Below are 26,972 nucleotides of genomic sequence, written 5' to 3'. Positions count from 1 at the left end.
AGCTAAGCCTTTCAGCGCCGATGGTACTGCAGGGGGGACCCTGTGGGAGAGTAGGACGCCGCCGAACAAATTTTGGGCCCCGGTCCTGTACACCTTGTGTGTACGGGACCGGGGCTTTTTTGCGTTCCGGACCCGTACACCCCGTGTCTGTTCACCCCGTGTCCGGGCACAGCGCCCGCCGGACACCAAGGCCGGTCCGGCGGGCGAATGCCGGCGTTCCGCCGCCCGGTGGACAGCGGGCGACAGCAGGCGGATGACGGGCCGACGGTGGTTCGAGCCGGTGTCAGAACCGTGTATGATTAACCTCGTTGAACAGCGCAAGCGATCAACAGAGGCCCCAATAGCTCAGTCGGTAGAGCGTCTCCATGGTAAGGAGAAGGTCTACGGTTCGATTCCGTATTGGGGCTCAACGAAAAGGCCCCCGCCTCATGGCGGGGGCCTTTCGCGTATGTTCCGCGTGGGTTCAGGAGGCGGGCGGGCCCGGGACGCGCATGGCGAGGATGGCCATGTCGTCGGAGGCGGGCTCGGCGGCGAAGCGTTCCACGGCGCGCAGGACACGGGCGGCGACCGCGCCCGCCGTCAGGCCGGTGCAGCCGGTCAGGACTTCGGTGAGGCCGTCGTCGCCCAGCATGCGGCTGCCCTCGCGGCGTTCGGTGACACCGTCGGTGACGCAGAGCAGGACATCGCCGGGGTCGAGGGTCACGACCTGCTCGAACAGCTCCAGGTCCTCCATGACGCCCAGCAGGGGCTGCGGTTCGGCGGCGGGCTCCACGGTGCCGTCCTGGCGGAGGCGGAGCGGGAGGGGATGGCCGGCGCAGACGACCTTGAGGAGGGCGCCGCCGTTCTCCTGGGGCCACAGCTCGCCGTAGAGCAGGGTCAGGAAGCGGCTGCGGGCGCCCTCGTCGAGGATGGCCGCGTTCAGCCGCTCCAGTACGGCGGGGCCGCCGAAGCCCTCACGGGCCAGCAGGCGCAGGGCGTGCCGGGCCAGGCCGGTGACGGCGGCGGCCTGGGGGCCCGTACCGCACACATCGCCGATGGCGAAGCCGTACGCCCCGTCGCGGATGGGGAAGAGGTCGTAGAAGTCGCCGCCGACCTCGTTGCCCTCGCCGGCGGCGCGGTAGATCACCTCGACCTCGACGCCGGGGACCTCGGGCAGCTCCGGCGGGAGGAGGCTGCGCTGGAGGGCCTGGCTGTTGGCGACGCGCTCCGAGTAGAGACGGGCGTTGTCGAGGGCGAGCGCGGCCCGGCGGGAGAGGTCCTCGGCGAGTTCCAGGATCTCCTGGCGGAAGTGGTCGTCGGAGGGCTTGCCGAGGGTGAGCATGCCGATGACGCGGTTGCGGGCCACCAGGGGCAGGACCACGGTCTCGCCGCCGACGGCGGCCGCTGTGGCGAGGGTGGTGTCGATGCCGGAGGAGACGGGTGGGACGGAGCCGAGGCCGAGTTCGCGTTGGGAGGTGAGCAGGGCGGCCTGCTGGGCGGCGCGGCCCGGGGCGGCCCAGATGCGGGCGCCGGGCGCCGGCACCGGGTCCGGCGGCTGGATCTTGGAGAGGAGGGCTTTGAGGCCGTCGATGCGTTCCTCGTCCTCGTGCAGGACATAGCTGAGGTAGGGGTCGGCGGACTGGTCGGCGATGGTGTAGACGGCGCACCAGGTGGCCAGGGTCGGGACCGTCATCTGGGCCATGAGCGCGAGGGTCTGGTCGCGGTCGAGGGTGCCGGCGAGCAGGTCGGACGCTTCGACGAGGAAGGAGAGGGAGCCGCGTCGCAGGCGTTCCAGTTCGCCGAGGCGGGCGGATTCGACGGCGAGCGCGATGCGGTCGGCGGCGAACTGGAGCCGCAGGGCCTCCTCGTTGGAGTACCGGCCGGCGGATTCGGCGGCGACGCCCAGGGAGCCGGTGAGCCGGCCCTCGACCTTCAGCGGCACGGTGACGACGGAGCGCATGCCGGTGGAGCTGAGGAGGGGGACGGCGCCGGGGAGGGAGACGAGGTCGTCGTGGACGGCGGGCATGCGGGCGGAGCCGTACCGTCCGGTGCCGGCTTCGACGGGGACGCGGGCGAACCGCTGGCGGGCGGAGGGGAGTCCGGTGGTGGCGCGTACTTCGAGTTCGGTCTCGTCGTCGGTGGCGAGCAGCAGGAAGGCGGCGTCGCCGTCGAGCATGTCGCGGGCGCGTTCGACGGTTCTCTGGAGGAGGCCGTCGAGGTCGTCGGGGGCGGGGGAGCCGATGAAGACCTCGAAGGGGTCGGCGGCCCCGTTCTCGCTTCCGGTGTCGGTGGCGGGGCTGCGCTGCGGGGTCGCCAGGACGGCCCGCTCGTCGTCCCGTACCAGCAGGCAGACGGTGGACGGATCGCCCTGGGAGTCGCGTACGCGCAGGTGGGAGGCGTAGACGGGGATGACCCGGCCGTTGTTGGAGCGGATGCCGTAGCTGCCCTCCCAGCGGGAGAGCCCCAGGGCCTCGGCGATGCCGGTGCCGGTGCCGGGGGTCTGGGGCCAGGCGGCGAGGTCGGCCAGGGGGGTGCCGACGATCTGGTCGGCGCGGTGGCCGAAGAGCGCTTCCGCGTCCGCGTTCCAGGTGGAGACGGCGTTGTCGGCATCGATCTGGACGACGGCGACGCGTACTCGTTCGTCGGCGACGGGGAGCAGTGCGGTCGGCAGGACGGGGCCGGAGGAGCGGGTGCCGACGGGGCGCTGGGGGAGGTCGAGCTGGAACCAGACGTGTTTGCGGCTGGGGCCGTATTCGACGCCCCAGCGGGTGGCGAGTGCGGAGCAGAGCATGAGGCCGCGTCCGTTCTCGCTGTCGAGGGGGGCGAAGGCGTTGCCGGCGCCTTGTATCGGGACCTCGCGTTCGGGGTAGCGGTCGCCGACCTCGACGCGGACGCCGTGTTCCTCGCGGAGGCAGAGTACGTCGGCGGCGGTGCCGGCGTGGATGACGGCGTTGGTGACGAGTTCGCTGGTGAGGACGACGGCGTCGTCCACGACATCGGAGTATCCCCACCCCTGGAGGGTGTCGCGGACAAAGGTCCGGGCGGTCGCCACCGACCGTCCCACTGGATCGAAGCTGGCAGCCGCCCGCGCGGTGATCACAGAACTCCTTGTACGTGTGTCGACGCCCGGCTCCGCCATGATCGGCCTGCCCCTTCAGGTACCCGGTGGTGGTTCTCGTGCCCGCGCCGCCGCGGCCGGGCGGACCGGGGCGGTTGGACAGCCGGATGCCAGGTTACTTACCTTCGCTGTCCGAGCGGATGCCGGTTGCCGCTGTTTCCGCCCCGTGGGGGGTGGGTACGGTCGGCGTTGCCGCCGAACTGTTATGGCCTGGTTCCGCATGGGTGAAACACTGGGCACGCCGCCTGATGAAGTTCGGGCGGTACGGTCGACCCCTGCGGGAGGGACACGGTGGAGTCTGGCGCCGAGGCGCGTGGCACGAGCACGCGTACGAAAGGCGGACGATCCCGGAGCAACACGGTGACAGAGGTCGATACAGCGGCTCTGCACAAGCTGCTGGGTGCTCTGGTGTCGATGCGCGACGGTAATTTCCGCAGGCGTCTGACCGTCTCGGGCGACGATGTGATGGCGGAGATCGCGGCCGTCTACAACGAGGTCGCCGACCGCAATCTGCATCTGACCGGGGAGATGGCGCGGGTGCGCCGGGTCGTCGGCCGGGAGGGGAAGCTGACCGAGCGGCTGGAGACGGGGGCCTGCGAGGGTTCCTGGGCGGCCGCGATCGACGCGACGAACGCCCTGGTGGACGATTTGTCGCGGCCGGTGTCCGAGGTGGGCCGGGTGCTGTCGGCGGTGGCCGACGGTGAGCTGGACCAGCGGATGGAGTTGCGTTCGCACGGCACGGACGGGGCGCTGCGGCCGCTGCGGGGCGAGTTCCTGAAGGTGGCGCGGACGGTCAACGGTCTGGTGGACCAGCTGTCGGCGTTCACCGACGAGGTGACGCGGGTGGCCCTTGAGGTCGGTACCGAGGGCAAGCTGGGCGGTCAGGCCCGGGTGCCGGGTGCGGCGGGGTCGTGGAAGGACCTGACCGACTCGGTCAACACGATGGCGCAGCGGCTGACGTTCCAGGTGCGGGACATCGCCCGGGTGACCAAGGCGGTCGCGATGGGTGATCTGTCGCAGAAGGTCACCGTGCATGTCGACGGCGAGATGCTGGAGCTGAAGAACACCGTCAACACGATGGTGGACCAGCTCCAGGCCCTGGGGTCGGAAGTGACCCGGGTGGCCCGTGAGGTCGGCACGGAGGGTGAGCTGGGCGGCCAGGCCGAGGTGCCGGGCGTGGCCGGTGTGTGGAAGGACCTGACCGACTCGGTCAATACGATGGCGGGCAACCTGACCTCGCAGGTGCGGGGGATCGCCGAGGTGACCACGGCGGTCGCGAACGGTGACCTGTCGCAGAAGGTGACGGTCAGCGCGCGGGGTGAGGTCGCGCAACTCGCGGACACCATCAATCAGATGACCGAGACGCTGCGGACGTTCGCGGACGAGGTCACGCGGGTGGCGAGCGAGGTCGGCGCGGAAGGGCTGCTCGGCGGTCAGGCGCAGGTGCCGGGTGCGGCGGGGACCTGGAAGGACCTCACCGACTCGGTGAACACGGTCTTCCGGAATCTGACGACCCAGGTGCGGGACATCGCGCAGGTGACCACGGCCGTCGCCAATGGTGATCTGTCGCAGAAGGTCACGGTGGATGTGGCCGGGGAGATGCTGGAGCTGAAGAACACCGTCAATACGATGGTGGACCAGCTCCAGTCCTTCGGTTCCGAGGTGACGCGGGTCGCCCGCGAGGTCGGTGTCGAGGGCCGGCTCGGCGGTCAGGCCCGGGTGCCGGGTGCGGCGGGGACGTGGAAGGACCTCACCGACTCGGTCAACAACGCGTTCCACAACCTCACCGGTCAGGTGCGGGACATCGCGCAGGTGACGACGGCGGTCGCGCGCGGTGATCTGTCGCAGAAGGTCACGGTGGATGTGGCCGGGGAGATGCTGGAGCTGAAGAACACCGTCAATACGATGGTGGCGCAGCTCTCGTCGTTCGCCGACCAGGTGACCCGGATGGCGCGGGACGTGGGGACGGAGGGCCGGCTCGGCGGTCAGGCGCGGGTGGACGGTGTCTCCGGCACCTGGCGCGAGCTGACGGACTCGGTGAACTTCATGGCGGGGAATCTGACCGCCCAGGTCCGCAATATCGCGCAGGTCGCCACCGCCGTCGCGCGCGGTGATCTGTCGCAGAAGATCGATGTGGACGCGCGGGGCGAGATCCTGGAGCTGAAGAACACCATCAACACGATGGTGGACCAGCTCTCCGCCTTCGCGGAGCAGGTGACGCGGGTGGCCCGGGAGGTCGGCACCGACGGCCGGCTCGGGGGGCAGGCGCAGGTGCCCGGTGTGGCCGGTGTGTGGCGGGACCTGACCGACTCCGTCAACGGGATGGCGGGGAATCTGACCTCGCAGGTGCGGCAGATCGCGCAGGTCACGACGGCGGTCGCGCGCGGTGATCTGTCGCAGAAGATCGATGTGGATGCCCGGGGCGAGATCCTGGAGCTGAAGAACACCATCAACACGATGGTGGATCAGCTGTCCAACTTCGCGGAGCAGGTGACGCGGGTGGCGCGCGAGGTCGGCACCGAGGGCATCCTCGGCGGCCAGGCCGAGGTGCAGGGCGTCTCCGGCACCTGGAAGGACCTCACCCAGTCGGTGAACTTCATGGCGAACAACCTGACCAGTCAGGTGCGGAACATCGCCGAGGTCACCACCGCCGTCGCGAAGGGCGATCTCACGAAGAAGATCACCGTGGAGGCGAAGGGCGAGATCCTGGAGCTGGTGACCACGGTGAACACCATGGTCGACCAGTTGTCGGACTTCGCCGACGAGGTGACCCGGGTGGCCCGTGAGGTGGGCACGGAAGGGGTCCTGGGCGGTCAGGCCCGGGTCCGCGGTGTCACGGGCATCTGGAAGGACCTCAGCGACAACGTCAATCTGATGGCGAACAACCTGACCAGCCAGGTGCGGAACATCGCCCGGGTCTCCGCCGCCGTCGCCGGCGGCGATCTGACCAAGAAGGTCACCGTGGAGGCCCGGGGCGAGGTCGCCGAGCTGGCCGAGACGGTGAACACGATGGTGACCACGCTGTCGTCGTTCGCCGACGAGGTGACCCGCGTGGCCCGGGAGGTCGGCACCGACGGCCGCCTCGGCGGTCAGGCGCAGGTGCCCGGGGTCTCCGGCACCTGGAAGGACCTCACCGAGTCGGTGAACTCGATGGCGTCCAATCTGACGGGCCAGGTGCGGCAGATCGCGACGGTGACCACCGCGATCGCCAAGGGCGACCTCACCCGGAAGATCGACATCGATGCCCGGGGCGAGATCCTGGAGCTGAAGAACACCATCAACACGATGGTCGACCAGCTGTCGTCGTTCGCCGAGGAGGTCACCCGGGTGGCCCGCGAGGTGGGCACCGACGGGCAGCTGGGCGGTCAGGCCCGGGTCCGGGCCGTCGACGGCACCTGGCGGGACCTCACCGAGTCCGTGAACGAGATGGCCGGGAACCTGACCCGGCAGGTGCGGGCGATCGCCGCCGTGGCCACCGCGGTGACCCGGGGCGACCTCAATCTGAAGATCGACGTGGACGCCGCCGGTGAGATCCAGGTGCTCCAGGACAACATCAACACCATGATCGCGAATCTGCGCGACACGACGCTCGCCAACGAGGAACAGGACTGGCTCAAGGGCAACCTGGCCCGGATCTCCGCCCTGATGCAGGGCCGGCGGGACCTCGACGACGTCGCCTCACTGATCATGAGCGAGCTGACGCCGGTCGTCTCCGCGCAGCACGGCGGATTCTTCCTGACCGTCCGACCCGGCAGCCAGGACCTGGTGCGCACGGGCAGCGGGGACGGCATGTACGAGCTGGTCATGCGGGCCAGTTACGGCTACTCCGCCGGGTCGATGCCGACCTCGTTCCGGCCGGGCGAGACCCTGATCGGCACGGCGGCCGAGGAGAACCGGACGATCCAGGTCGATGTGCCGCCGGGGTATCTGAAGATCTCCTCCGGGCTCGGCGAGGCATCACCGGCCCATGTGATCGTGCTGCCCGTGCGGTTCGAGGGCAAGGTCCTCGGAGTGATCGAACTGGCCTCGTTCCAGCCGTTCACCCAGATCCAGCGGGACTTCCTCAACCAGATCGCCGAGATGATCGGCACCAGCGTCAACACCATCAGCGTCAACACCAAGACCGAGGTACTGCTGAAGCAGTCGCAGGAGCTGACCGAGCAACTGCGGGAGCGCTCCGCCGAACTGGAGAACCGGCAGAGCGCACTCCAGGCGTCCAACGCCGAACTGGAGGAGAAGGCCGAGCTGCTGGCCCAGCAGAACCGGGACATCGAGGTCAAGAACACCGAGATCGAAGAGGCCCGGCAGGTACTGGAGGAGCGCGCCGAGCAACTGGCCGTGTCCATGCGGTACAAGAGCGAGTTCCTCGCGAACATGTCGCACGAGCTGCGCACCCCGCTGAACTCGCTGCTGATCCTCGCCAAGCTGCTCGCGGACAACCCCGAGAACAACCTCTCCCCGAAGCAGGTGGAGTTCGCGGAGACCATCCACGGCGCGGGGTCGGACCTGCTCCAGCTGATCAACGACATCCTCGACCTGTCGAAGGTCGAGGCGGGCAAGATGGACGTCAGCCCCACCCGGATCGCGCTGGTGCAGCTCGTCGACTACGTGGAGGCGACATTCCGGCCGCTCACCGCGGAGAAGGGGCTCGACTTCTCCGTACGGGTCTCGCCCGAGCTGCCCGCGACGCTCCACACGGACGAGCAGCGGCTGCTCCAGGTGCTGCGCAACCTCCTGTCGAACGCGGTGAAGTTCACCGACAGCGGCTCGGTGGAGCTGGTGATCCGGCCGGCCGCGGCCGATGTGCCGCAGTCGATCCGGGAACAGCTGCTGGAGGTGGGCTCCCTGCGGGACCCCGACGGCGATCTGATCGCGTTCTCCGTCACGGACACCGGCATCGGGATCGCGGCGGGCAAGATGCGGGTGATCTTCGAGGCGTTCAAGCAGGCCGACGGCACCACGAGCCGCAAGTACGGCGGCACCGGCCTGGGTCTGTCGATCAGCCGGGAGATCGCCCGGCTGCTGGGCGGGGAGATCCACGCGGCGAGCGAGCCGGGCCGGGGCTCCACGTTCACGCTCTATCTGCCGCTGCGCCCGATCGAGCCGCCGTCGAACGGGCAGGGCATGGGAGGGGACGGCCCGGCGCTGGAGGAGGCCGAGCAGCCGGAGCGGGTGCGGCAGGTCGGGCACTCCTCGTCGGCGACCCTCTTCCGGCGGCGCAAGGCCCGGGAGAGCGCCGAGGCGCGCTCCGCGCTGCCCACGGCCGCGGGAGGAGCGCAGGGGCAGGACGCGAGCGCCCTGGGCGGGCTCGCCGAGCCGCCGGAGCCCCGGCGCACCTACGCCTTCGACAACGAGAAGGTGCTCATCGTCGACGACGACATCCGCAATGTGTTCGCGCTCACCAGCGTGCTGGAGCAGCACGGTCTGACGGTGCTGTACGCGGAGAACGGGCGGGAGGGCATCGAGGTGCTGGAGCAGCACGACGACGTCACGGTCGTGCTGATGGACATCATGATGCCGGAGATGGACGGCTACGCGACGACGACGGCGATCCGCAGGATGCCGCAGTTCGCGGGGCTGCCGATCATCGCGCTCACCGCGAAGGCGATGAAGGGCGACCGGGAGAAGGCGATCGAGTCGGGGGCGTCGGACTATGTCACCAAGCCCGTCGATCCCGATCATCTGCTCACGGTGATGGAGCAGTGGGTGCGCGCACGGTGACCGCTTCCCCGCCCGTTGCTGACTGACTGTGGCGGAAGGTGTGTGCGCGGCCGTCGTACGGGGAACCTTTCGGACCCTCCTCACGTTTCTGCTATGTGCACAGTGACATCGCGGTGACAGGGTGTGGCGACGGGCGGGGTGCGGCTACCATGACCGGCACAACATTGGGCGACGCAAGGGAGTCGCCCCCTGGGGCGGCGCCGGTGGCGCGCTCCGGCTCCTGGAGCCGGGGAGACCCCAGGCCGGGGCGAGGAGGACGGGGCATGGTGCAGAAGGCCAAGATCCTCCTGGTTGATGACCGGCCGGAGAATCTGCTGGCGCTGGAGGCCATTCTTTCCGCGCTCGATCAGACACTGGTGCGGGCATCGTCAGGGGAGGAAGCGCTCAAGGCGCTGCTGACCGATGATTTCGCGGTCATTCTGCTGGACGTTCAGATGCCTGGCATGGACGGTTTCGAGACCGCCGCGCACATCAAGCGGCGGGAGCGGACCAGGGACATTCCGATCATCTTTCTCACCGCGATCAACCATGGGCCGCACCACACCTTCCGGGGTTATGCGGCGGGCGCGGTCGACTACATTTCCAAGCCGTTCGATCCGTGGGTCCTGCGGGCGAAGGTCTCGGTCTTCGTCGACCTCTACATGAAGAACTGTCAACTGAGGGAGCAGGCGGCGCTGCTGCGGCTCCAGCTCGAAGGCGGTGGCCGCGCCGGCGCGGGCGGTGACGGCCGGGAGCCGGTGGGGCTGCTCGCCGAGCTGTCCGCGCGGCTCGCGGCGGTCGAGGAGCAGGCGGAGGCGCTGTCGAAGCAGCTCGACGACGAGTCGGCCGATGTGGCGGCGGTCGCGACGGCCGCCCATCTGGAGCGCAAACTCACCGGGCTGCGGCGCGCCCTGGACGCATTGGAGCCGGGCACCGGCGGGCCGAGCGCCCTGCCGACGCAGAGCTGAGCGCGGGCGCGGAGCACCGGGCGGCGATCCGCCCGGGTGAATCGGCCGGGACCGGGGGACAGGAGGCGTGAGCGGGGCACGGTGGGCCGTGCCCCGGAAGTTCTGAGGCCGGTGGATCACGCGGGTGCCGGGCGGGCGATCCGAGCCGTCGGTGGACCGTTCCGCAGGTGCCGGGCCGCCGGAACCGTTCGGCCGCCACGGGCACCATCCGCGAGACACCCTCGTACGTACCGGCTCCGTCGGGAAGGAACCTGAGGCGCCGTCACCCGTCCACCGCCGCCGGAGCGACACCAACGGGTGAAGATGTGGGCACACGTGTCCACCGCGGCCGTCACCGGTAATCTCACCCCCATGGCTTCACGTACGTCCGGCAAGGGTTCCGAGGAGAAGGCGGGCTCCGCCAAGCCGCGCACCGGCCGGACGAGCGGTCCCGCCGGCGTGGCGAAGAAGAAGGCGGCCCCCGGCAAGCCGGCGGCGCCCCGGGGCGCCGCCAAGCCCCCGGCCGCCGCCACGTCACCGGCCGGGAAATCCGCCGGCGGGAAACCTGCCGCGAAGAAGGCACCCGCCCGCAAGGCCCCGGCGAAGAAGGCTCCCGCGAAGAAGGCCGCGGCCCGCAAGACCGCCCCGCAACCCGCGTCCCCCGGGGCCTTCCGGAGGCTGGTGCGCGGGCTCGGGCGGGGTGTGGGCGCGCTCTTCCGGGGCATAGGGCGGGGTGCCAAGGGCCTCGACCCGGCCCACCGCAAGGACGGGCTCGCGCTGCTCCTCCTCGGGCTCGCGCTGATCGTCGCCGCCGGCACCTGGGCGAATCTGCGCGGCCCGGTCGGCGACCTGGTCGAGATGCTGGTGACCGGCGCGTTCGGCCGTCTCGATCTCGTGGTGCCGATACTGCTGGGCGTGATCGCGATGCGGCTCTTCCTGCGCCCGGAGCGCCCCGAAGCCAACGGCCGGATCGTGATCGGACTGTCCGCGCTGGTCATCGGGGTGCTGGGGCAGGTCCACATCGCCTGTGGAGCGCCCGAGCGCGCCGACACGGAGGCCGTCCGGGACGCGGGCGGACTGATCGGCTGGGGCGCCGCCGAGCCGCTGATCTTCACCATGACGGCGGCCCTCGCCGTACCCCTGCTGCTGCTCCTGACCTTCTTCGGGCTGCTCGTGGTCACCGCGACCCCGGTCACGGCGATCCCCCGGCGGCTGCGCCGGCTCGGCGTCTGGCTCCATCTGATCGCCCCCGGCGAGGAGGAGGAGTGGGAGCCGGGCGAGGACGGGCAGCGGTACGAGGAGCCGTGGCGGGACGGGACATCCGGGCCGGCGGGTCCGGCCCGGCGGGGAGGACGGCCGCAGGTCCTCGACGTCGACGCGGAGTCGGCCGAGGAGGCGGCGCTGAACCGGCGGCGCGGATCCCGTACCGCCGGTGAATCCGGCGCGGGCCGCACCCAGGACGCGGTCGACGTGGCGGCCGCCGCTGCCGCCGCCCTCGACGGGGCCGTCCTGAACGGTCTGCCGCCGTCGCCGCTGGTCGCGGATCTGACCAAGGATCTGACGGCGGACCGGGAGGAGGCCCTGGGCCGGCCGGTGCCGCCCGCGCGCGGGCCCCGCCCCCCGGCCGGCGCCTCCCCTTCCGTACCGGATCTGACCAAGCCGGCCCCCGAGGCGGACCGCCCCCTGCCGCCGCGCGCGGAGCAGCTCCAGCTCTCCGGGGACATCACCTACTCGCTGCCCGCGCTGGACCTGCTGGAGCGCGGTGGTCCGGGCAAGACGCGCAGTGCCGCCAACGACAGCGTCGTCGCCGCGCTGACCAATGTGTTTGTGGAGTTCAAGGTCGACGCCGCCGTCACCGGCTTCACCCGGGGGCCGACGGTGACCCGGTACGAGGTGGAGCTGGGCCCGGCCGTGAAGGTCGAGCGGATCACGGCCCTGACCAAGAACATCGCGTACGCCGTCGCCAGTCCCGACGTACGGATCATCTCGCCGATCCCGGGGAAGTCCGCCGTCGGGATCGAGATCCCCAACACCGACCGGGAGATGGTCAAGCTCGGCGACGTGCTGCGGCTCGCGGACGCGGCGGGCGACGACCATCCGATGCTGGTCGCGCTCGGCAAGGACGTGGAGGGCGGCTATGTGATGGCCAACCTGGCGAAGATGCCGCACGTCCTGGTCGCCGGGGCCACCGGTTCCGGCAAGTCGTCGTGCATCAACTGCCTGATCACCTCGGTCATGATAAGAGCGACCCCCGAGGACGTCCGGATGGTGCTGGTCGACCCCAAGCGGGTCGAACTCACCGCCTACGAGGGCATCCCGCATCTGATCACGCCGATCATCACCAACCCGAAGCGGGCCGCCGAGGCCCTCCAGTGGGTGGTCCGCGAGATGGACCTGCGCTACGACGACCTCGCGGCCTACGGGTACCGGCACATCGACGACTTCAACGCGGCCGTCCGGGCGGGCAAGGCGAAGCCGCCGGAGGGCAGCGGGCGCGAGTTGCAGCCGTACCCGTATCTGCTGGTCATCGTGGACGAGCTGGCGGACCTGATGATGGTGGCCCCCCGGGACGTGGAGGACTCCGTCGTCCGGATCACCCAGCTCGCGCGGGCGGCCGGCATCCATCTGGTGCTGGCCACCCAGCGGCCGTCCGTCGATGTCGTCACCGGTCTGATCAAGGCGAACGTGCCCTCGCGGCTGGCGTTCGCGACCTCCTCGCTCGCGGACTCCCGCGTCATCCTGGACCAGCCGGGCGCCGAGAAGCTGATCGGCAAGGGCGACGGCCTGTTCCTGCCGATGGGGGCCAACAAGCCGGTCCGGATGCAGGGCGCCTTCGTCACCGAGGACGAGGTCGCGGCGGTCGTACAGCACTGCAAGGACCAGATGACGCCCGTCTTCCGGGAGGACGTCGTCGTCGGCTCCCAGCAGAAGCGGGAGATCGACGAGGAGATCGGCGACGATCTGGACCTGCTCTGCCAGGCGGCGGAGCTGGTGGTGTCCACGCAGTTCGGGTCGACCTCGATGCTCCAGCGCAAGCTGCGCGTCGGCTTCGCCAAGGCTGGACGGCTGATGGACCTGATGGAGTCGCGCGGTGTCGTCGGCCCCAGCGAGGGGTCCAAGGCACGGGACGTCCTGGTGAAACCCGAGGAGCTGGACGGTGTGCTCGCCCTGATCCGGGGGGAGCCTCACCCATAAGGGTTCGGCTCGCCGGGCGTTTGGCGAGCAACCGTTTCCCTCGCTCGTACGTCCAGTTGGAATGAGGGAAGGAACCCGTTCCGTCAGTCCGGCGGCCATCGGCCATTCGGATGGCGTACAAACTCCGTCCGCCCGGTTGCCCCACCCTTTCGTACCAGCCATACACTGAACCTCCAGCAGGTGGTTACACGCTCGAAAGGCACCCCTGTGTCCCTCGGCAACTCCCCCGAAGACGACCGGCCTTCCCCCGGCGGGACTCCGCCCGGTGGGACTTCCCCGGGTGGGACCTCTCCCGTGGACGAAGGGCCTTCCATCGGCCGGGTGCTCCAGCAGGCCCGGATCTCCGCCGGTCTGACCGTCGACGAGGTCAGTGCCGCCACCCGGGTGCGGGTCCCGATCATCCACGCGATCGAGCAGGACGATTTCAGCCGCAGCGGCGGCGACGTCTACGCCCGCGGACACATCCGGATGATCGCGCGGCGGGTCGGGACCGACCCCGCTCCGCTGATCGAGCGGTACGACGCCGAGCGCGGCGGGCGGCCCGCGCCCACCCCGGCCGCGCCCCTCTTCGAAGCGGAGCGGATCCGGCCGGACGCCCGCCGGCCCAACTGGACGGCGGCCATGGTCGCCGCGATCGTCGCCGTGGTCGGCTTCGTCGGATTCACCCTGTTCAGCGGCGGTGACGACCGCAGCGGCCGGGAGCGTACGGTCGCGGAGGGCCAGGCGCCGGGGGCCAAGGCGTCGACCCGGCCGAGCGGCAAGCCCGCCGACCCCAAGCCCGTTCCGACGGACAGTGCCATCGCCGCCGTGCCGAAGGACAAGGTCACCGTACGGCTCTCCGTCGTCGACGACCGCAGCTGGATTTCGGCCAAGGCCCGCAATGGCCGACTGATCTTCGACGGGACCCTCGCCAAGGGGGAATCCAAGACCTTCCAGGACAAAGAGGGGATCGATCTGATCCTCGGGAACGCCGGAGCGATCGAGCTGTTCGTCAACGGCAAGAAGGTCGACGGCGGTTTCCGGCCAGGTCAGGTCGAGCGGCTCTCGTACACGAAGGGCGACCCCGAGGTCGGCTGATCCCTCACGGAGCGTATGCGCGGCGGGCGGAGGGAGCCCTCGCGGCAGGGGCGTGGGCCGGGACAAAGTAGTCTTGAGCCCATGCCCGAACGCCGTACCGTCGCCCTTGTCACTCTTGGCTGCGCCCGTAACGAGGTGGACTCGGAGGAGCTGGCAGGCCGCTTGGCAGCGGACGGCTGGCAGCTCGTCGAGGACGCCGCCGACGCGGATGTCGCCGTCGTCAACACCTGCGGCTTCGTGGAGGCCGCCAAGAAGGACTCCGTCGACGCCCTGCTTGAGGCCAACGACCTCAAGGACCATGGAAAGACCCAGGCCGTCGTCGCGGTCGGCTGCATGGCCGAGCGGTACGGCAAGGAGCTGGCCGACGCGCTGCCCGAGGCCGACGGAGTCCTCGGCTTTGACGACTACGCCGATATCTCCGACCGCCTCCAGACCATCCTCAACGGCGGCATCCACGCCTCGCACACCCCCCGTGACCGGCGCAAACTGCTGCCCCTGAGCCCCGTCGAGCGGCAGGCCGAGGCCGCCGCCGGGGTCGCGCTGCCGGGCCACGGGGATACGCCCGCCCCGATCGCCGACCTCCCCGAGGGGGTCGCGCCCGGCTCCGGCCCGCGCGCCCCGCTCCGCCGCAGACTGGGCAGCAGCCCCGTCGCCTCCGTGAAGCTGGCCTCCGGCTGCGACCGGCGCTGCTCCTTCTGCGCCATCCCCTCCTTCCGGGGCTCCTTCATCTCCCGCCGCCCCAGCGACGTCCTCGGTGAGACCCGCTGGCTGGCCGAGCAGGGCGTGAAGGAGGTCATGCTCGTCTCCGAGAACAACACCTCCTACGGCAAGGACCTCGGCGACATCCGGCTCCTGGAGACGCTGCTGCCCGAGCTGGCGGCCGTCGACGGCATCGAGCGCGTCCGCGTGAGCTACCTCCAGCCCGCCGAGATGCGCCCCGGCCTCATCGACGTGCTGACCGGCACGCCGAAGGTGGCGCCCTACTTCGACCTCTCCTTCCAGCACTCCGCCCCCGCCGTGCTGCGCTCGATGCGCCGCTTCGGGGACACCGAGCGCTTCCTCGAACTGCTGCAGACCATCCGCTCCAAGGCCCCGCAGGCCGGTGTGCGCTCCAACTTCATCGTCGGATTCCCCGGCGAGAGCGAGGCGGACTTCGCCGAGCTGGAGCGCTTCCTCACCCATGCCCGCCTGGACGCCATCGGTGTCTTCGGCTATTCCGACGAGGACGGCACCGAGGCCGCCGGTTACGACGGCAAGCTGGACGAGGACGTCATCGGCGAGCGGCTGGCGCACCTGTCCCGGCTCGCCGAGGAGCTGACCGCGCAGCGTGCCGAGGAGCGGCTCGGGGAGATGCTGGAGGTCCTGGTCGAGTCGGTGGACGGCGAGGACGGGGCCGTGGGCCGGGCCGCGCACCAGGCGCCGGAGACCGACGGCCAGATCGTGTTCACCACGAGCGAGCACCTGGTGCCCGGCCGTATGGTCGTGGCGAAGGCCGTCGGCACCGAGGGCGTCGACCTGCTGGCCGAGTACTGCGAGGACGTGCGGACCGGCGGCCGGGCCCCGGGCGAGGAGGCGGGCAGATGACCGGAGTGCCGGCATCCGCAGGGGGCGGCTCCGGCAGGCCCGCCCCCGGTGGCAAGCTGGGCGCTGCGGCCGTCAATCAGGCCAGTCTCTGGAACATCGCCAATCTCCTCACCATGCTCCGTCTGGTGCTGGTGCCGGCCTTCGTCGTCCTGATGCTCCAGGACGGCGGGTACGACCCCGCCTGGCGTGCCTGGGCATGGGCGGCGTTCGCCGTCGCCATGATCACGGACATCTTCGACGGCCATCTGGCGCGGACGTACAACCTGGTCACGGACTTCGGGAAGATCGCCGATCCGATCGCGGACAAGGCGATCATGGCCGCCGGGCTGATCTGTCTCTCCGCCCTCGGCGATCTGCCGTGGTGGGTGACGGCGGTGATCCTCTTCCGGGAGCTGGGCGTCACGCTGATGCGGTTCTGGGTGATCCGTCACGGCGTGATCCCGGCCAGCCGGGGCGGCAAGCTGAAGACCCTGGCGCAGGGCACGGCGGTGGGGATGTACGTCCTGGCGCTGACCGGGCCGCTGGCCACCCTCCGCTTCTGGGTGATGGGGGTCGCCGTCGCGCTCACGGTCATCACCGGGCTCGACTATGTGCGACAGGCGGTCACCCTGAGGCGGCGGGGACTCGCCAAGGAGCGCGGCACGGCAGGGAGCCCGCGATGACGACGGCGGCCCGGGTCCTGGCTCTGCTTGCGGAGCGTGGTGAGACACTGGCCGCCGCGGAATCCCTGACGGGTGGCCTCGTGGCCGCGGAGCTGACGGAGGTCCCCGGGGCCTCCGTCGTCTTCCGGGGCTCCGTGACCGCCTACGCGACCGACCTGAAGCGGGACCTCCTGGGTGTCGACCCCACCCTCCTGGAGGAGCGCGGAGCGGTCGATTCCGAGGTTGCGTTGCAGATGGCGACGGGTGTCCGGCGAGCGCTTGGCGCCGCCTGGGGCATCGCGACCACCGGAGTGGCGGGTCCCGCCGCCCAGGACGGGCAGCCCGTCGGCACCGTCCATGTGGCGCTCTCGGGAGCGGACGGAACGGAGAAAACGGCCGCGCTGCGATTGAACGGCAGCCGGGCGGAAATCCGTAAAGAAAGTGTACGGAGCGTACTCGTGCTGCTGCTGGACGAACTCCGGGGGGCTGCGCGGGCACAGGATACGGAACAGAACGGGGGGAATTGATGTTTGCAGCCCTGAGTGAACACGACATCGCTCCCCGCACGGCCGCAGCACAAGGCGGTACGGTGGGGCGTGAAGGATGCGGTTACGCGGTCCGAGGAGGGAGCCACCGATGATTCTGCTCCGTCGCCTGCTGGGTGACGTGCTGCGTCGGCAGCGCCAGCGCCAGGGCCGTACTCTGCGCGAAGTCTCCTCGTCCGCCCGAGTCTCGCTCGGCTATCTCTCCGAGGTGGAGCGGGGGCAGAAGGAGGCTTCCTCCGAGCTGCTCTCCGCGATCTGCGACGCGCTGGACGTACGGATGTCCGAGCTGATGCGTGAAGTCAGTGACGAGCTGTCGCTGGCCGAGCTGGCTGCTTCCACAGCGGCCAGCGAACCGGTGCCCACGCCGGTTCGTACGATGCTGAACTCCGTTTCCGTGACATCGGTGACCGGTGTGCCCACGGAGCGGGTGACGATCAAGGCGCCGGCGGAGGCCGTCGACGTCGTCGCGGCGTAATGCGCAGGGCGTCGACCCGTTCCGCCGTACCACCCGGTACGGCGTTTTACGGTCTTCGGCGGACCGGGCCGGGAGGCGATCCCTCCGCCGGCGCGGATACGGTGCGGTGCGACCCTGACCCCGGTCGCTGCCCTTGCGGGCGGCGGGCCGGGGTTCTTGCGTAGGGGTGCAAGGGGTCCTTTTTTGGGGGGGTCGGGCGGGACGGTCCGGGGCGCGTGCTTGCGCCGGGCTTGGGTGAGGCTTGAGTTCCGCCAGTGGCCGGGGGCGGCGGTGCGGGGTCCGGACGGACGCTGACGACTGCCCGAGGGGCGGTGCGGGGCGGCGGTACATCCCCTGGTGATGCACGGAGCGTGACGTCTGCGGACGGCCGGCAGGGGTGGCGGGGGCCGGCGGGGGCGTGTGGGTGCCGGAGGCCCGGGTAGGCGTGCCGGCAGACGACCGGTCGGCGGTTCGCGGTCCGCGCGCTGCGGTGCGCGCTCGTGCGACACCCGTCCGTATGTCTGTTTCGGGGGTCTATGTCATGGTGGAAAACGTCGCCTATCGAGTGGAGGCCCTGCATGTCTGTGGTGAAGAGCCCGTTGTCCGACGCCGATCTCAAGGTCGTCGGAGAAGCGCTCCGGGGAGCGCTGGTGGATCTGGTCGATCTCTCGCTCGTGGCCAAGCAGGTCCACTGGAACGTCCTCGGCCCACGTTTCCGCTCCGTCCATCTGCAACTGGACGAGGTGGTCGACACCGCCCGGCTGCACTCGGACACGGTGGCCGAGCGATGTTCCGCGATCGGTGTGACGCCGGACGGGCGGTCCGCGACGGTGGCCGCGCAGAGCGCGATTGGCACCGTACCGGAGGGCTGGATCAAGGACACCGACGCGATCCGGGTGATGGTGGGCGCGCTGCAAGCGGTGATCGTGGGGATGCGCAAGCGCATCGAGGTGACCGGCGACCCCGACCCGGTGAGCCAGGACATCCTGATCGGGCTGACGGGTGACCTCGAAAAGCATTCGTGGATGTTCCAGGCGGAAAGCGCGTAGCTGTCGCCGCTGTCGCCGCTGCCGTGGCGGCTGTGGCCGTCTGCGGGGTGGTGGGGACGGCGCGGTCCGGGGGCGCGCGCCCGGGGTCACCCCCGGTGCGCCCTCCCTGGGGGTGATCGGGAAGCCCTAGGGCCTGTCTGACGGATCAGGCTGGGTAAGGGAGCGGGGTCTGGTGCCGTGGATCGCAAGGCGGAGGAGGGAGTCCATGCGGAGCATCGGCGACTGACGACAACGCGGCGAGGTGCGGTGCCAGGGCACGCGAGCCCCAGCAAGATCCGTCAGACAGGCCCTAGCGTGGTGCCGAGGGAGGCAGCCATGGCGGAACGCGGAGGCGGCCTCGGGCCCGTCCTGGCCGTGCTGGCGGTCGCGTCGGTCGCGGGTGGGCTCTGGTGGTGGGCCCTGGTGCGGCTGGTGGCGGCGCCCGAGCGTGCCGGTCCCGTCGAGGCCGTGGTGCTGGCCGGCGGCTGGGGGCTGAGCCTGCTTCCGGTCCATGTGACGGCCCACCGGGGGCGGCGCCGCTTCCTGGGTCCCCGGGTCGACGGTCCCCGGACCCACGGTCGCCGGGTCGACGGTCGCCGGGGCGCCGCGAGGGGCGGTGTGGAGCGGACGGCGGACGCGCAGGGCGCGCAGGGTGACCCGGGTGGGGTCACCAGGGCATCGTCGCGCCACCGTTCGGGCGGATGACCTGGCCCGTGGTGAACGACGACGCGTCGGACGCCAGGTGGAGCACCGTGTGGGCGACCTCATCCGGCTCGCCCGGCCGGCCCAGCGGGGACCGCTTCGCCATGGCCTGCGCCCTCGCATGGTCGTCCCCGGCCTCGCCGGTGGTGGTCATGGGGGTGCGGATCCAGCCGGGCGCGACGCTGTTCACCCGTATCCCCCGGGGGCCGAGTTCCGTGGCGAAGGTACGGGTCAGCTGGACCACGGCCGCCTTGGAGGCGCTGTAGGCGAGGGTCCCGGGATGGCCCATGTCGACGGCGGTGGAGGCCACGGTGACGATCGAGCCCGGGATGCCGCGCCCGATCATCGCGCGGGCCGACTCCTGGCAGGTGTAGAGCACGCCCTTGGTGTTGACCGCGAGCACCCGGTCGAAGTCCTCGTCCGTGGTCTCCAGGGCGGAGGCGCTGAACATGATGCCCGCGACGGCGGCGGCGATGTCCAGCCGCCCGTCACCGGCGACGATGCCGGCCACGGCCGCGGCGACGGCCGAGCGGTCGGTGACGTCCAGAGTGAGGGACCGTCCACGTCCCGGGCCGCCGTCGCCGTCGCTGTCGATCAGTTCCAGGGTCCGGGCCAGGCCCTTCTCGTCGATGTCCGCACAGTGGACCGACGCGCCCGCCCGCGCCAGCAGGACCGCCGACGCCCGGCCGATGCCGCTCGCCGCGCCGGTGACCAACGCCGTCCTGCCGCTGAGGTCGTACGCCGTGAGGGGCATGCGGGGACCGTACGACCGGATCTGACGATGTGTCAATCAAGGTGCGGGGTGACGACTTCGGGCGCGGATGCCCGGCGGGGCTTCCGGACAGGGAGCCGGAGCGGTCCGGTGAACGGGTGGTGGGGCCCGGGCGTGGGGGCGTCAGGCGGTGGCGCGTCAGGTGGCGGGGCCGGCCGAAGGATCCGGGCCGGGGCCGGACTGGCAGCCGGGACACCAGTAGGAGACGCGCTCCTCCGTGCCGTCCTCGCGCGCATGGCGGCGGACCGGTGTGCCGCAGCGCGGACAGGGCCGGCCCTCCCGGCCGTAGACATGGAGCCGGGACGCCGCGGCCCGGGAACCGGGGGCCGTGGTGCGCCGTTCCGGAGTGTCCTTGTTGGCGTCCAGCAGCCGGTGGGCCGTGGCGACCAGGCGGGCCATGACGCCCTCGGGCAGGTCCCCCACCGGGAGCCAGGGGGTGACTCCGGCGAGGAAGGCCAGCTCGGACTTGTAGACATTGCCGATCCCCGCGAGATTGCGCTGATCGAGCAGGGCCTCGCCGAGCGGACGGGCCCGATCCGCGAGCAGCGCGGCCACCGCCGTGCCGGGGTCCCAGTCCGGGCCGAGGAGATCCGGTCCGAGATGCCCCACCACCCGCTGCTCGTCGCCGGTGCTCAGCAGCTCCAGCACCGGGAGGCGGTAGCCGACGGCGGTGTGGGCATCGGTGCCGAGGACGGCCCGGATCTGGTGCCCGGGGCCGCCGCTCCAGCGCCCGCCCGCCGGGAACACCCGCCAGGCCCCGTCCATCCGCAGATGGGAGTGGAGGGTGACCCCACCCTCGATCCGGGTGAGCAGGTGCTTCCCGCGCGGCACCACCTCCCGCACCCGCCGCCCGGTGAGATCGGCCGTGGCGAACCGGGGCACCCGCAGGTCGAACCGGGTCAGCACCTGCCCGGCGAGGGCGGTGTCGAGCCGCTTCGCGGTCCGCCAGACGGTGTCTCCTTCGGGCATGCCCCCATGATGCGGCACTGATGAGGCGTGGATGCGGCACTGATGCGGGACCACGGGCCCGGAGCCGGGACGCTGCCGGCCCATCTGCCCGGGCACCGCACCTTCTCCGGCGTCGCGGTCCTCGGCGCCCGCGGCGTCGCGATTCCTCCTCGTGGGGGCCGCTCCCGGGGCAGCGTGCGGTGTCGGGGCCGGGTCGGCCCCGCGCGGCCCGGGGTGACAGTCCTTGGCCCTCCGCTCCACGGCACCGGGCCTGCTCACTGCCCCGTCCGTGGCCGGGTCAGGGGCGTATGCGCAGTCCCTTCGGGGTGGCATGGAAACCCGCCGCCTCCAGCGCGGGGCCCAGGGGCGAGGTCAGCGCGGGGACCCCGTTGGCGCGCTCCACCGTGACCGTCCCCAGCGCACCCGCGCGGGCGGCGTCGGCGAGGGCCGCGGCAGCCGCGTGCAGCGCGGGTGCGTCGGGGGTGTCCGCCCAGGCGAGCAGGGTTCTGCCGCCGCGCTCCACGTACAGCGTCAGCTCGCCGTCGACCAGGACCACCAGCGAGCCCGCCTTCCGGCCCGGTTTGTGGCTCGCGCCCGCCGGGGACTCGGGCCAGGGCAGGGCCGCGCCGTAGGCGTTGGCCGGGTCCGCCGCGGCCAGCACCAGGGCCGACGGCGCCCGGTGGCCCTCACCGCGCTCCCCGGCGGTGGTCGCCGCCCGCAGCCGGTCCACGGCGCCCTCGACGGCGAACTGGGCCGCGCCGAGGCCCTCCACCACATAGCCCCGGCGGGCCTGGCCGCTGTCCTCGAAGGCCGACAGCACCCGGTACACCGCCGAGAAGCCGCCCTCGATCCCCTCGGCCGCCACCGCTCCCCGGGTCACCACGCCGTGGCGGTCGAGCAGGGTACGGGCGAGGGCGTGGGCGCGATGGGTGGGGTCCGGCGCGGGCGCGGGCAGCAGGGACCAGCGGCCGCCCACCGTCGGTGGCCCGCTCCGGCCGGCGGGCCGGGCCGCCGCCAGTCCGCCGTACCGGCCCCGGGGCACGGTCCGCCGGGCCCGGTGGGCGGTGGATCCGGCGGTGCGGCCCGAGCCGAGGAGGGCGCGCAGCGGGGCGAGCGTGTCATTGGTGAGCCGCCCGGACCAGGCCAGCTCCCACAGGGCGTCGGCCAGCTGCGTGTCGGTGGCGTCCGGGTGGGTGGTGGCTCTGACCTGGTCGGCGATCTGCCGGAAGAAGAGGCCGTACCCGGGGGCGAGGGCGGTCAGCACCGACTCCTGGAGCGCGGTCGGCTCCAGCGGGCGCGGCGGGGGCAGCAGCAGGGGCGCGGTGTCCGCCGGGTAGAGGGAGATCCAGCCGTCCTTGCCGGGCAGGGGGCCGGCGCCGGCCCAGACGACCTCGCCGGTCATGGTCAGCTCGTCCAGCAGGGCCGGGCCGTAGTCGTGGACCCGGGAGGGCAGGATCAGCTTCTCCAGCGCGGAGGCGGGCACGGCGGCCCCCTGGAGCTGCTCGATGGTCCGGGCCAGCCCGTCGACGCCGCGCAGCCCGCCGCCCAGGTGCTGCCACTGGGGCAGGAAGGTGGCGAGCGCGGCCGGGGGCGCGGGCTCCAGCTCGTGCCGCAGGGCGGCGAGGGAGCGGCGCCGCAGTCTGCGCAGCACGGCCGCGTCGCACCACTCCTGTCCGATGCCCGCGGGGTGGAACTCGCCCTGCACGATCCGGCCGGCCGCCGCCAGCCGCTGGAGCGCGCCCTCGGTGACGGCGGTGCCCAGCCCGAAGCGGGCGGCCACCCGCGCGGAGGTGAAGGGGCCGTGGGTCCTGGCGTAGCGGGCGAGCAGATCGCCCAGCGGGTCCTTGACCGGCTCGGTGAACGCCTCGGGGACGCCCACCGGAAGCGCGGTCCCCAGCGCGTCCCGCAGCCGGCCCGCGTCCTCGATCGCGGCCCAGTGGTCCTCGCCCGCGATCCTGACCCGGATGGCCCGGCGGGCCGCCGCCAGCTCAGCTGCCCACTCGGGGTCGGCGCCGCGCCCGGCCAGCTCGGCGCCGGTCAGCGGCCCCAGGATCCGCAGCAGGTCGGCGACGCCCTCCGCGTCCTTGGCGCGGCGGTCCTCGGTGAGCCATCCGACCTCGCGCTCCAGCTCGGCGAGGACGTCCGGGTCGAGCAGCTCGCGCAGCTCAGCCTGGCCCAGCAGCTCGGCGAGGAGCCGGGAATCCAGCGAGAGCGCGGCGGCCCGCCGCTCCGCGAGCGGCGAGTCCCCCTCGTACAGGAACTGGGCGACATAGCCGAAGAGCAGGGAGCGGGCGAAGGGCGAGGGCTCCGCCGTGGTGACCTCGACCAGGCGGACCCGGCGGGATTCGATGTCGCCCATCAGCTCCGTGAGGCCGGGCACGTCGAAGACGTCCTGGAGGCATTCGCGGACCGCTTCCAGGACGATGGGGAACGAGCCGAACTCGCTCGCCACCTGGAGCAGCTGGGAGGCGCGCTGCCGCTGCTGCCACAGCGGGGTCCGCTTGCCGGGCCGGCGGCGGGGCAGCAGCAGGGCCCGGGCCGCGCACTCCCGGAACCGGGAGGCGAACAGCGCGGAGCCGCCGACCTGCTCGGTGACGATCCGCTCGATGTCGCCCCGGTCGAAGACGGCGTCCGCCGCGCCGACCGGGGGCCGGTCGTCGAACAGGGAGCCGCCGCCGTCGGCGGGCTCCTGGTCGAGCAGGTCCAGGCCCATCAGATCGGCGTCCGGGAGCCGCAGCACGATGCCGTCGTCGGCGTGCATGACCTGCGCGTCCACCCCGTACCGCTCGGCGAGGCGGGCGCCGAGGGCGAGTGCCCACGGGGCGTGGACCTGGGCACCGAACGGGGAGTGGATCACCACCCGCCAGTCGCCCAGCTCGTCCCGGAACCGCTCCACCAGGATGGTGCGGTCGTCGGGGACATGACCGCAGGCCCGGCGCTGCTCGTCGAGGTAGGCGAGGACGTTGTCCACGGCCCAGGTGTCCAGGCCGGCGGCGAGGAGCCGGAGCCTGGCGTCGTCCTCGGCCGCCCCGCCGACCTCCCGCAGGAAGGCGCCGACCGCGCGCCCCAGCTCCAGCGGCCTCCCGAGCTGGTCGCCCTTCCAGAAGGGCAGCCGGCCCGGGACGCCGGGCGCGGGGGAGACCAGCACCCGGTCCCGGGTGATGTCCTCGATCCGCCAGGAGGTGGTGCCGAGGGTGAAGACATCGCCCACCCGTGACTCGTACACCATCTCCTCGTCCAGCTCGCCGACCCGGCCGCCGCCCTTCTTCGGGTCGGAGCCGACCAGGAAGACCCCGAACAGGCCCCGGTCGGGGATGGTGCCGCCGGAGGTGACGGCGAGGCGCTGGGCTCCGGGACGGCCGGTGACGGTCCCCGCGATCCGGTCCCAGACGACCCGGGGGCGCAGCTCCGCGAAGGCGTCGGAGGGGTAGCGTCCGGCGAGCATGTCGAGGACGGCGGTGAACGCGGACTCGGGCAGGGACGCGAACGGGGCCGCCCGGCGGACCAGCGCCAGCAGGTCGTCGGCCGGCCGGCTGTCCATGGCGGCGATGGCGACCAGCTGCTGGGCGAGCACGTCCAGCGGATTCGACGGGACGCGCAGCGATTCGATCGCCCCGGTGCGCATCCGCTCCGTGACCACGGCCGCCTGGACCAGGTCGCCCCGGTACTTGGGGAGGACGACGCCGGTGGAGACGGCGCCCACCTGGTGGCCCGCGCGGCCGACCCGCTGGAGCCCGGAGGCGACGGACGGCGGGGACTCGACCTGGACGACGAGGTCGACGGCGCCCATGTCGATGCCCAGCTCCAGGCTGGACGTGGCCACCACGGCGGGGAGCCTGCCTGCCTTCAGGTCCTCCTCCACCTGGGCCCGCTGCTCCTTGGAGACGGAGCCGTGGTGGGCGCGGGCGAGCAGCGGCGGGGCGCCCTGGGCGGCCCCGGACTGGGCCATGATCTCGGCGGGGGGTCTCTTCGGCGGTGCCGCTCCGGTGGCCGTCCCGGGGTCGGGGGCGGAGAGGGCGGTGCCGGTGGCCCGCTCGTACGCGATCTCGTTGAGCCGGTTGCACAGGCGCTCGGCGAGGCGGCGGGAGTTGGCGAAGACGATCGTGGAGCGGTGCGCCTGGACCAGGTCGGCGATCCGCTCCTCGACATGCGGCCAGATCGAGGGCCGGTCCCCGGCGCCGGAGGAGGCGCCGGACCCGCCGGCGTCGGCCGCGGGTGAGCCGCCCACCTCGCCCAGATCCTCGACGGGGACGACCACGGACAGGTCGAACTCCTTCGCCGACGGCGGCTGGACGATCCGGGCCTTCCGCAGCGGGGAGAGGAAGCGGGCGACCTCGTCGACCGGGCGCACGGTGGCGGAGAGGCCGATCCGGCGGGCCGGGCGCGGCAGCAGCTCGTCCAGCCGCTCCAGGGAGAGGGCGAGGTGGGCGCCCCGCTTGGTCCCGGCGACCGCGTGGACCTCGTCGAGGATCACGGTCTCCACACCCGCCAGCGCCTCCCGGGCGGACGAGGTGAGCATCAGGAAGAGCGATTCGGGGGTGGTGATCAGGATGTCCGGCGGCCGGGTGGCCAGCGAGCGGCGCTCGGCGGCGGGGGTGTCGCCCGACCGGATGCCCACCCGCACCTCGGGCTCGGGCAGCCCCAGCCGCACGGCCTCCTGCCGGATGCCGGTCAGCGGGCTGCGGAGATTGCGCTCCACATCGACCGCGAGGGCTTTGAGCGGGGAGATGTAGAGGACCCGGCAGCGGGCCCTGGCATCGGCCGGCGGGGGCGTGGAGGCCAGCCGGTCCAGCGCGGCGAGGAAGGCCGCCAGGGTCTTGCCGGATCCCGTGGGGGCCACGACCAGGACGTCCGATCCCTCGCCGATGGCCTGCCAGGCGCCCTCCTGCGCGGCGGTGGGCGCGCTGAAGGCTCCCGTGAACCAGCCACGGGTCGCGGGGGAGAAGGAGTCGAGCGCAGTCCTGGCCATGCCCCCCATCGTGCACCCGGCCACTGACAACCGGCCGTCCCGACGGCGTTCCGGCTGGTCGCCGCCGATCCGGATCTGATCCTTCCGGCTCAGTGGGTGCCCGGCCCTGCCCGGAGCCATCCCCTCCGGCGGGTCGGCGGGTCCCGGACCGCGCGGCGCACAATGGAGCCATGGAAGATCCGGCAGGGGGCGGCACGGGCGAGTGGGCGAGACACTGGCGGTACGAGGAGCTGCCCGGCCTCGACCTGCTGCGCGCGCACTACGTCCGGCACACCTTCCGCCGCCACAGCCATGACGGCTTCACCCTGGGCGCGGTCACCGGCGGGGTCGAGGAGGTCCACCTGCCCGAGGGCGTGATCAGCGCCCGCCCCGGCACCGTCGTCATGATCAACCCGGAGGTGCCGCACTCCGCCCGCGCGGGCGGCCCCGAGGGCTGGACCTACTCCACCCTCTACCCCTCGGTCGAGCTGGTCTCCGCGATAGCGGCCGACACGGGCACCGCGCACGGCACGCACGGCACCCCCGGCTTCGGCGAGACCATCGTCGAGGACCCGAGGGCCGCCGAACTGATCCGGGGCGTCCACCGGGCCGCCGAGGCGGGCAACGCGCTCGCCGCCGACAGCCTGCTCCGGGTCGCGATCGCCCGGCTCCTCGCCCGGTACGGCAGCCGGCTGCCCGCCCGTACCCCCCAGGAATCCGGCGCCCGCGCCGCCGCCCGCGCCCGGGACCTGCTGGAGGAGCGCATGGCCGATCCGCCCTCCCTGGAACAGCTGGCCCAGGAGGTCGGCACCGGCCCCTTCGTCCTGCTCCGCGCCTTCCGCACGGCGTACGGCATGCCCCCGCACACCTGGCTCACCGACGCCCGGGTCCGCCGGGCGCGCAGGCTCCTGGAGAACGGCGGCACCCCCGCCGAGACCGCGGCCGCCGTCGGCTTCACCGACCAGCCCCATCTCAACCGTCACTTCACGCGGATCGTGGGGGTGCCGCCGGGCGCCTACCGCAGGGAACACGCCGTACACCGCCCGGACGGCCCCGGCGGCGGCACCCCCGGCCCGCCCCGGCCGGCCGCCTGAGTGACGGAGCGCGGTGACCCGACCGGCGAACAGGGGACACACCGGAAGCCGACGGGAAACAGGCCGAAAGCAGCCAGGGGACAGACGACCGAAAGCGGACTTGAGACAGACCGGAAATGGCCGGGGACCGCCGGGGGACAGGCCGGAACCGAATCGCAAGAACGTACAAGACCGCTGGTCACGTCCCCGCGTAGGGTCCCCGGCGTGGTGGAACAGACAACCTTCCCAGAGAGCCCCCCG

General features: G+C 72.1%; 15 protein-coding genes, 1 tRNA gene and 1 rRNA gene. 13 read left to right on the top strand and 4 right to left on the bottom strand.

The genetic code is table 11. The annotated features are described in order from the left end of the window. Positions 1-67 (top strand): 5S ribosomal RNA (rrf, locus tag SYYSPA8_RS38515); the annotation flags it as partial. Positions 68-334: 267 nt separating this feature from the next. Then, positions 335-407: transfer RNA gene (locus tag SYYSPA8_RS35885), tRNA-Thr, on the top strand. Between the two features lie 56 nt (positions 408-463). On the opposite strand, the gene SYYSPA8_RS35880 is transcribed toward SYYSPA8_RS35885, so the two are convergent. Further along, entirely contained in the window at positions 464-3,118 is a 2,655-nt protein-coding gene (locus SYYSPA8_RS35880) for a SpoIIE family protein phosphatase (protein WP_323451655.1), read from the bottom strand. A 270-nt stretch (positions 3,119-3,388) separates the two neighbouring features. Between SYYSPA8_RS35880 and SYYSPA8_RS35875 the strand changes: the two genes are divergently transcribed. From SYYSPA8_RS35875 to SYYSPA8_RS35830, 10 genes are all read left to right on the top strand, one after another. Beyond that, positions 3,389-8,818 (top strand): HAMP domain-containing protein, encoded by a 5,430-nt coding sequence (locus SYYSPA8_RS35875; RefSeq protein ID WP_323451654.1) that lies wholly within the window; start codon positions 3,389-3,391, stop codon positions 8,816-8,818. Positions 8,819-9,081: 263 nt separating this feature from the next. Beyond that, positions 9,082-9,765 carry a response regulator gene (locus SYYSPA8_RS35870; RefSeq protein ID WP_323451653.1) on the top strand — a complete coding sequence of 228 codons (684 nt, stop codon included), beginning with the start codon at positions 9,082-9,084 and terminating at the stop codon, positions 9,763-9,765. A 351-nt stretch (positions 9,766-10,116) separates the two neighbouring features. Further along, positions 10,117-12,939, top strand: a complete 2,823-nt coding sequence (locus SYYSPA8_RS35865; protein ID WP_323451652.1) for a DNA translocase FtsK — start codon at positions 10,117-10,119, stop codon at positions 12,937-12,939. Positions 12,940-13,146: 207 nt separating this feature from the next. Further along, positions 13,147-14,016, top strand: coding sequence for a helix-turn-helix domain-containing protein (locus SYYSPA8_RS35860; protein ID WP_407706156.1), 870 nt, complete (start codon positions 13,147-13,149; stop codon positions 14,014-14,016). A gap of 81 nt (positions 14,017-14,097) precedes the next feature. Next, positions 14,098-15,600 carry a 30S ribosomal protein S12 methylthiotransferase RimO gene (gene rimO / locus SYYSPA8_RS35855; RefSeq protein ID WP_323451650.1) on the top strand — a complete coding sequence of 501 codons (1,503 nt, stop codon included), beginning with the start codon at positions 14,098-14,100 and terminating at the stop codon, positions 15,598-15,600. Further along, the gene (pgsA, locus tag SYYSPA8_RS35850; protein ID WP_323451649.1) at positions 15,597-16,262 is read left to right on the top strand and encodes a CDP-diacylglycerol--glycerol-3-phosphate 3-phosphatidyltransferase; all 666 of its coding nucleotides are present in this window, start codon (positions 15,597-15,599) and stop codon (positions 16,260-16,262) included. Before rimO ends, pgsA begins: the two co-directional genes overlap by 4 nt. After that, entirely contained in the window at positions 16,259-16,768 is a 510-nt protein-coding gene (locus SYYSPA8_RS35845; RefSeq protein ID WP_323451648.1) for a CinA family protein, read from the top strand. The genes pgsA and SYYSPA8_RS35845 overlap by 4 nt, the downstream gene beginning before the upstream one ends. A gap of 109 nt (positions 16,769-16,877) precedes the next feature. Next, positions 16,878-17,261, top strand: a complete 384-nt coding sequence (locus tag SYYSPA8_RS35840) for a helix-turn-helix domain-containing protein (RefSeq protein ID WP_323451647.1) — start codon at positions 16,878-16,880, stop codon at positions 17,259-17,261. A 557-nt stretch (positions 17,262-17,818) separates the two neighbouring features. Beyond that, on the top strand, positions 17,819-18,289 hold the full coding sequence (locus tag SYYSPA8_RS35835) for a Dps family protein (RefSeq protein ID WP_323451646.1): 471 nt from the start codon (positions 17,819-17,821) through the stop codon (positions 18,287-18,289). Positions 18,290-18,604: 315 nt separating this feature from the next. Beyond that, on the top strand, positions 18,605-18,973 hold the full coding sequence (locus tag SYYSPA8_RS35830; protein ID WP_323451645.1) for a hypothetical protein: 369 nt from the start codon (positions 18,605-18,607) through the stop codon (positions 18,971-18,973). On the opposite strand, the gene SYYSPA8_RS35825 is transcribed toward SYYSPA8_RS35830, so the two are convergent. The 3 genes from SYYSPA8_RS35825 to SYYSPA8_RS35815 form a co-directional block, all read right to left on the bottom strand. Continuing rightward, the gene (locus tag SYYSPA8_RS35825; RefSeq protein WP_323451644.1) at positions 18,936-19,724 is read right to left on the bottom strand and encodes an SDR family NAD(P)-dependent oxidoreductase; all 789 of its coding nucleotides are present in this window, start codon (positions 19,722-19,724) and stop codon (positions 18,936-18,938) included. The two genes, SYYSPA8_RS35830 and SYYSPA8_RS35825, sit on opposite strands and share 38 nt — an antisense overlap. A gap of 156 nt (positions 19,725-19,880) precedes the next feature. Then, positions 19,881-20,711, bottom strand: coding sequence for an Fpg/Nei family DNA glycosylase (locus SYYSPA8_RS35820; RefSeq protein ID WP_323451643.1), 831 nt, complete (start codon positions 20,709-20,711; stop codon positions 19,881-19,883). Between the two features lie 277 nt (positions 20,712-20,988). Beyond that, a complete protein-coding gene (locus SYYSPA8_RS35815; protein ID WP_323451642.1) occupies positions 20,989-25,659 on the bottom strand; it encodes an ATP-dependent helicase in 4,671 nt (1,556 codons plus the stop codon). 170 nt (positions 25,660-25,829) lie between these two features. Here SYYSPA8_RS35815 and SYYSPA8_RS35810 point away from each other — a divergent pair, with 170 nt between their 5' ends. Next, positions 25,830-26,732, top strand: coding sequence for an AraC family transcriptional regulator (locus SYYSPA8_RS35810; RefSeq protein ID WP_323451641.1), 903 nt, complete (start codon positions 25,830-25,832; stop codon positions 26,730-26,732). The last annotated feature ends 240 nt before the right edge of the window (positions 26,733-26,972 follow it).

It is taken from the genome of Streptomyces yaizuensis, assembly GCF_034961445.1.
GTDB classification, from domain to species: domain Bacteria; phylum Actinomycetota; class Actinomycetes; order Streptomycetales; family Streptomycetaceae; genus Streptomyces; species Streptomyces yaizuensis.
The sequence above is the reverse complement of the archived record's forward strand: the minus strand, read 5'-3'. Positions and strand labels throughout refer to the sequence as shown.

Coding starts and splice junctions, on each gene's coding strand:
- SYYSPA8_RS35880 (WP_323451655.1), bottom strand. CDS start 3,118: ATGGCGGAGCCGGGCGTCGACACACGTACAAGGAGTTCTGTGATCACC.
- SYYSPA8_RS35870 (WP_323451653.1), top strand. CDS start 9,082: ATGGTGCAGAAGGCCAAGATCCTCCTGGTTGATGACCGGCCGGAGAAT.
- SYYSPA8_RS35865 (WP_323451652.1), top strand. CDS start 10,117: ATGGCTTCACGTACGTCCGGCAAGGGTTCCGAGGAGAAGGCGGGCTCC.
- rimO (WP_323451650.1), top strand. CDS start 14,098: ATGCCCGAACGCCGTACCGTCGCCCTTGTCACTCTTGGCTGCGCCCGT.
- pgsA (WP_323451649.1), top strand. CDS start 15,597: ATGACCGGAGTGCCGGCATCCGCAGGGGGCGGCTCCGGCAGGCCCGCC.
- SYYSPA8_RS35845 (WP_323451648.1), top strand. CDS start 16,259: ATGACGACGGCGGCCCGGGTCCTGGCTCTGCTTGCGGAGCGTGGTGAG.
- SYYSPA8_RS35840 (WP_323451647.1), top strand. CDS start 16,878: ATGATTCTGCTCCGTCGCCTGCTGGGTGACGTGCTGCGTCGGCAGCGC.
- SYYSPA8_RS35835 (WP_323451646.1), top strand. CDS start 17,819: ATGTCTGTGGTGAAGAGCCCGTTGTCCGACGCCGATCTCAAGGTCGTC.
- SYYSPA8_RS35830 (WP_323451645.1), top strand. CDS start 18,605: ATGGCGGAACGCGGAGGCGGCCTCGGGCCCGTCCTGGCCGTGCTGGCG.
- SYYSPA8_RS35825 (WP_323451644.1), bottom strand. CDS start 19,724: ATGCCCCTCACGGCGTACGACCTCAGCGGCAGGACGGCGTTGGTCACC.
- SYYSPA8_RS35820 (WP_323451643.1), bottom strand. CDS start 20,711: ATGCCCGAAGGAGACACCGTCTGGCGGACCGCGAAGCGGCTCGACACC.
- SYYSPA8_RS35815 (WP_323451642.1), bottom strand. CDS start 25,659: ATGGCCAGGACTGCGCTCGACTCCTTCTCCCCCGCGACCCGTGGCTGG.
- SYYSPA8_RS35810 (WP_323451641.1), top strand. CDS start 25,830: ATGGAAGATCCGGCAGGGGGCGGCACGGGCGAGTGGGCGAGACACTGG.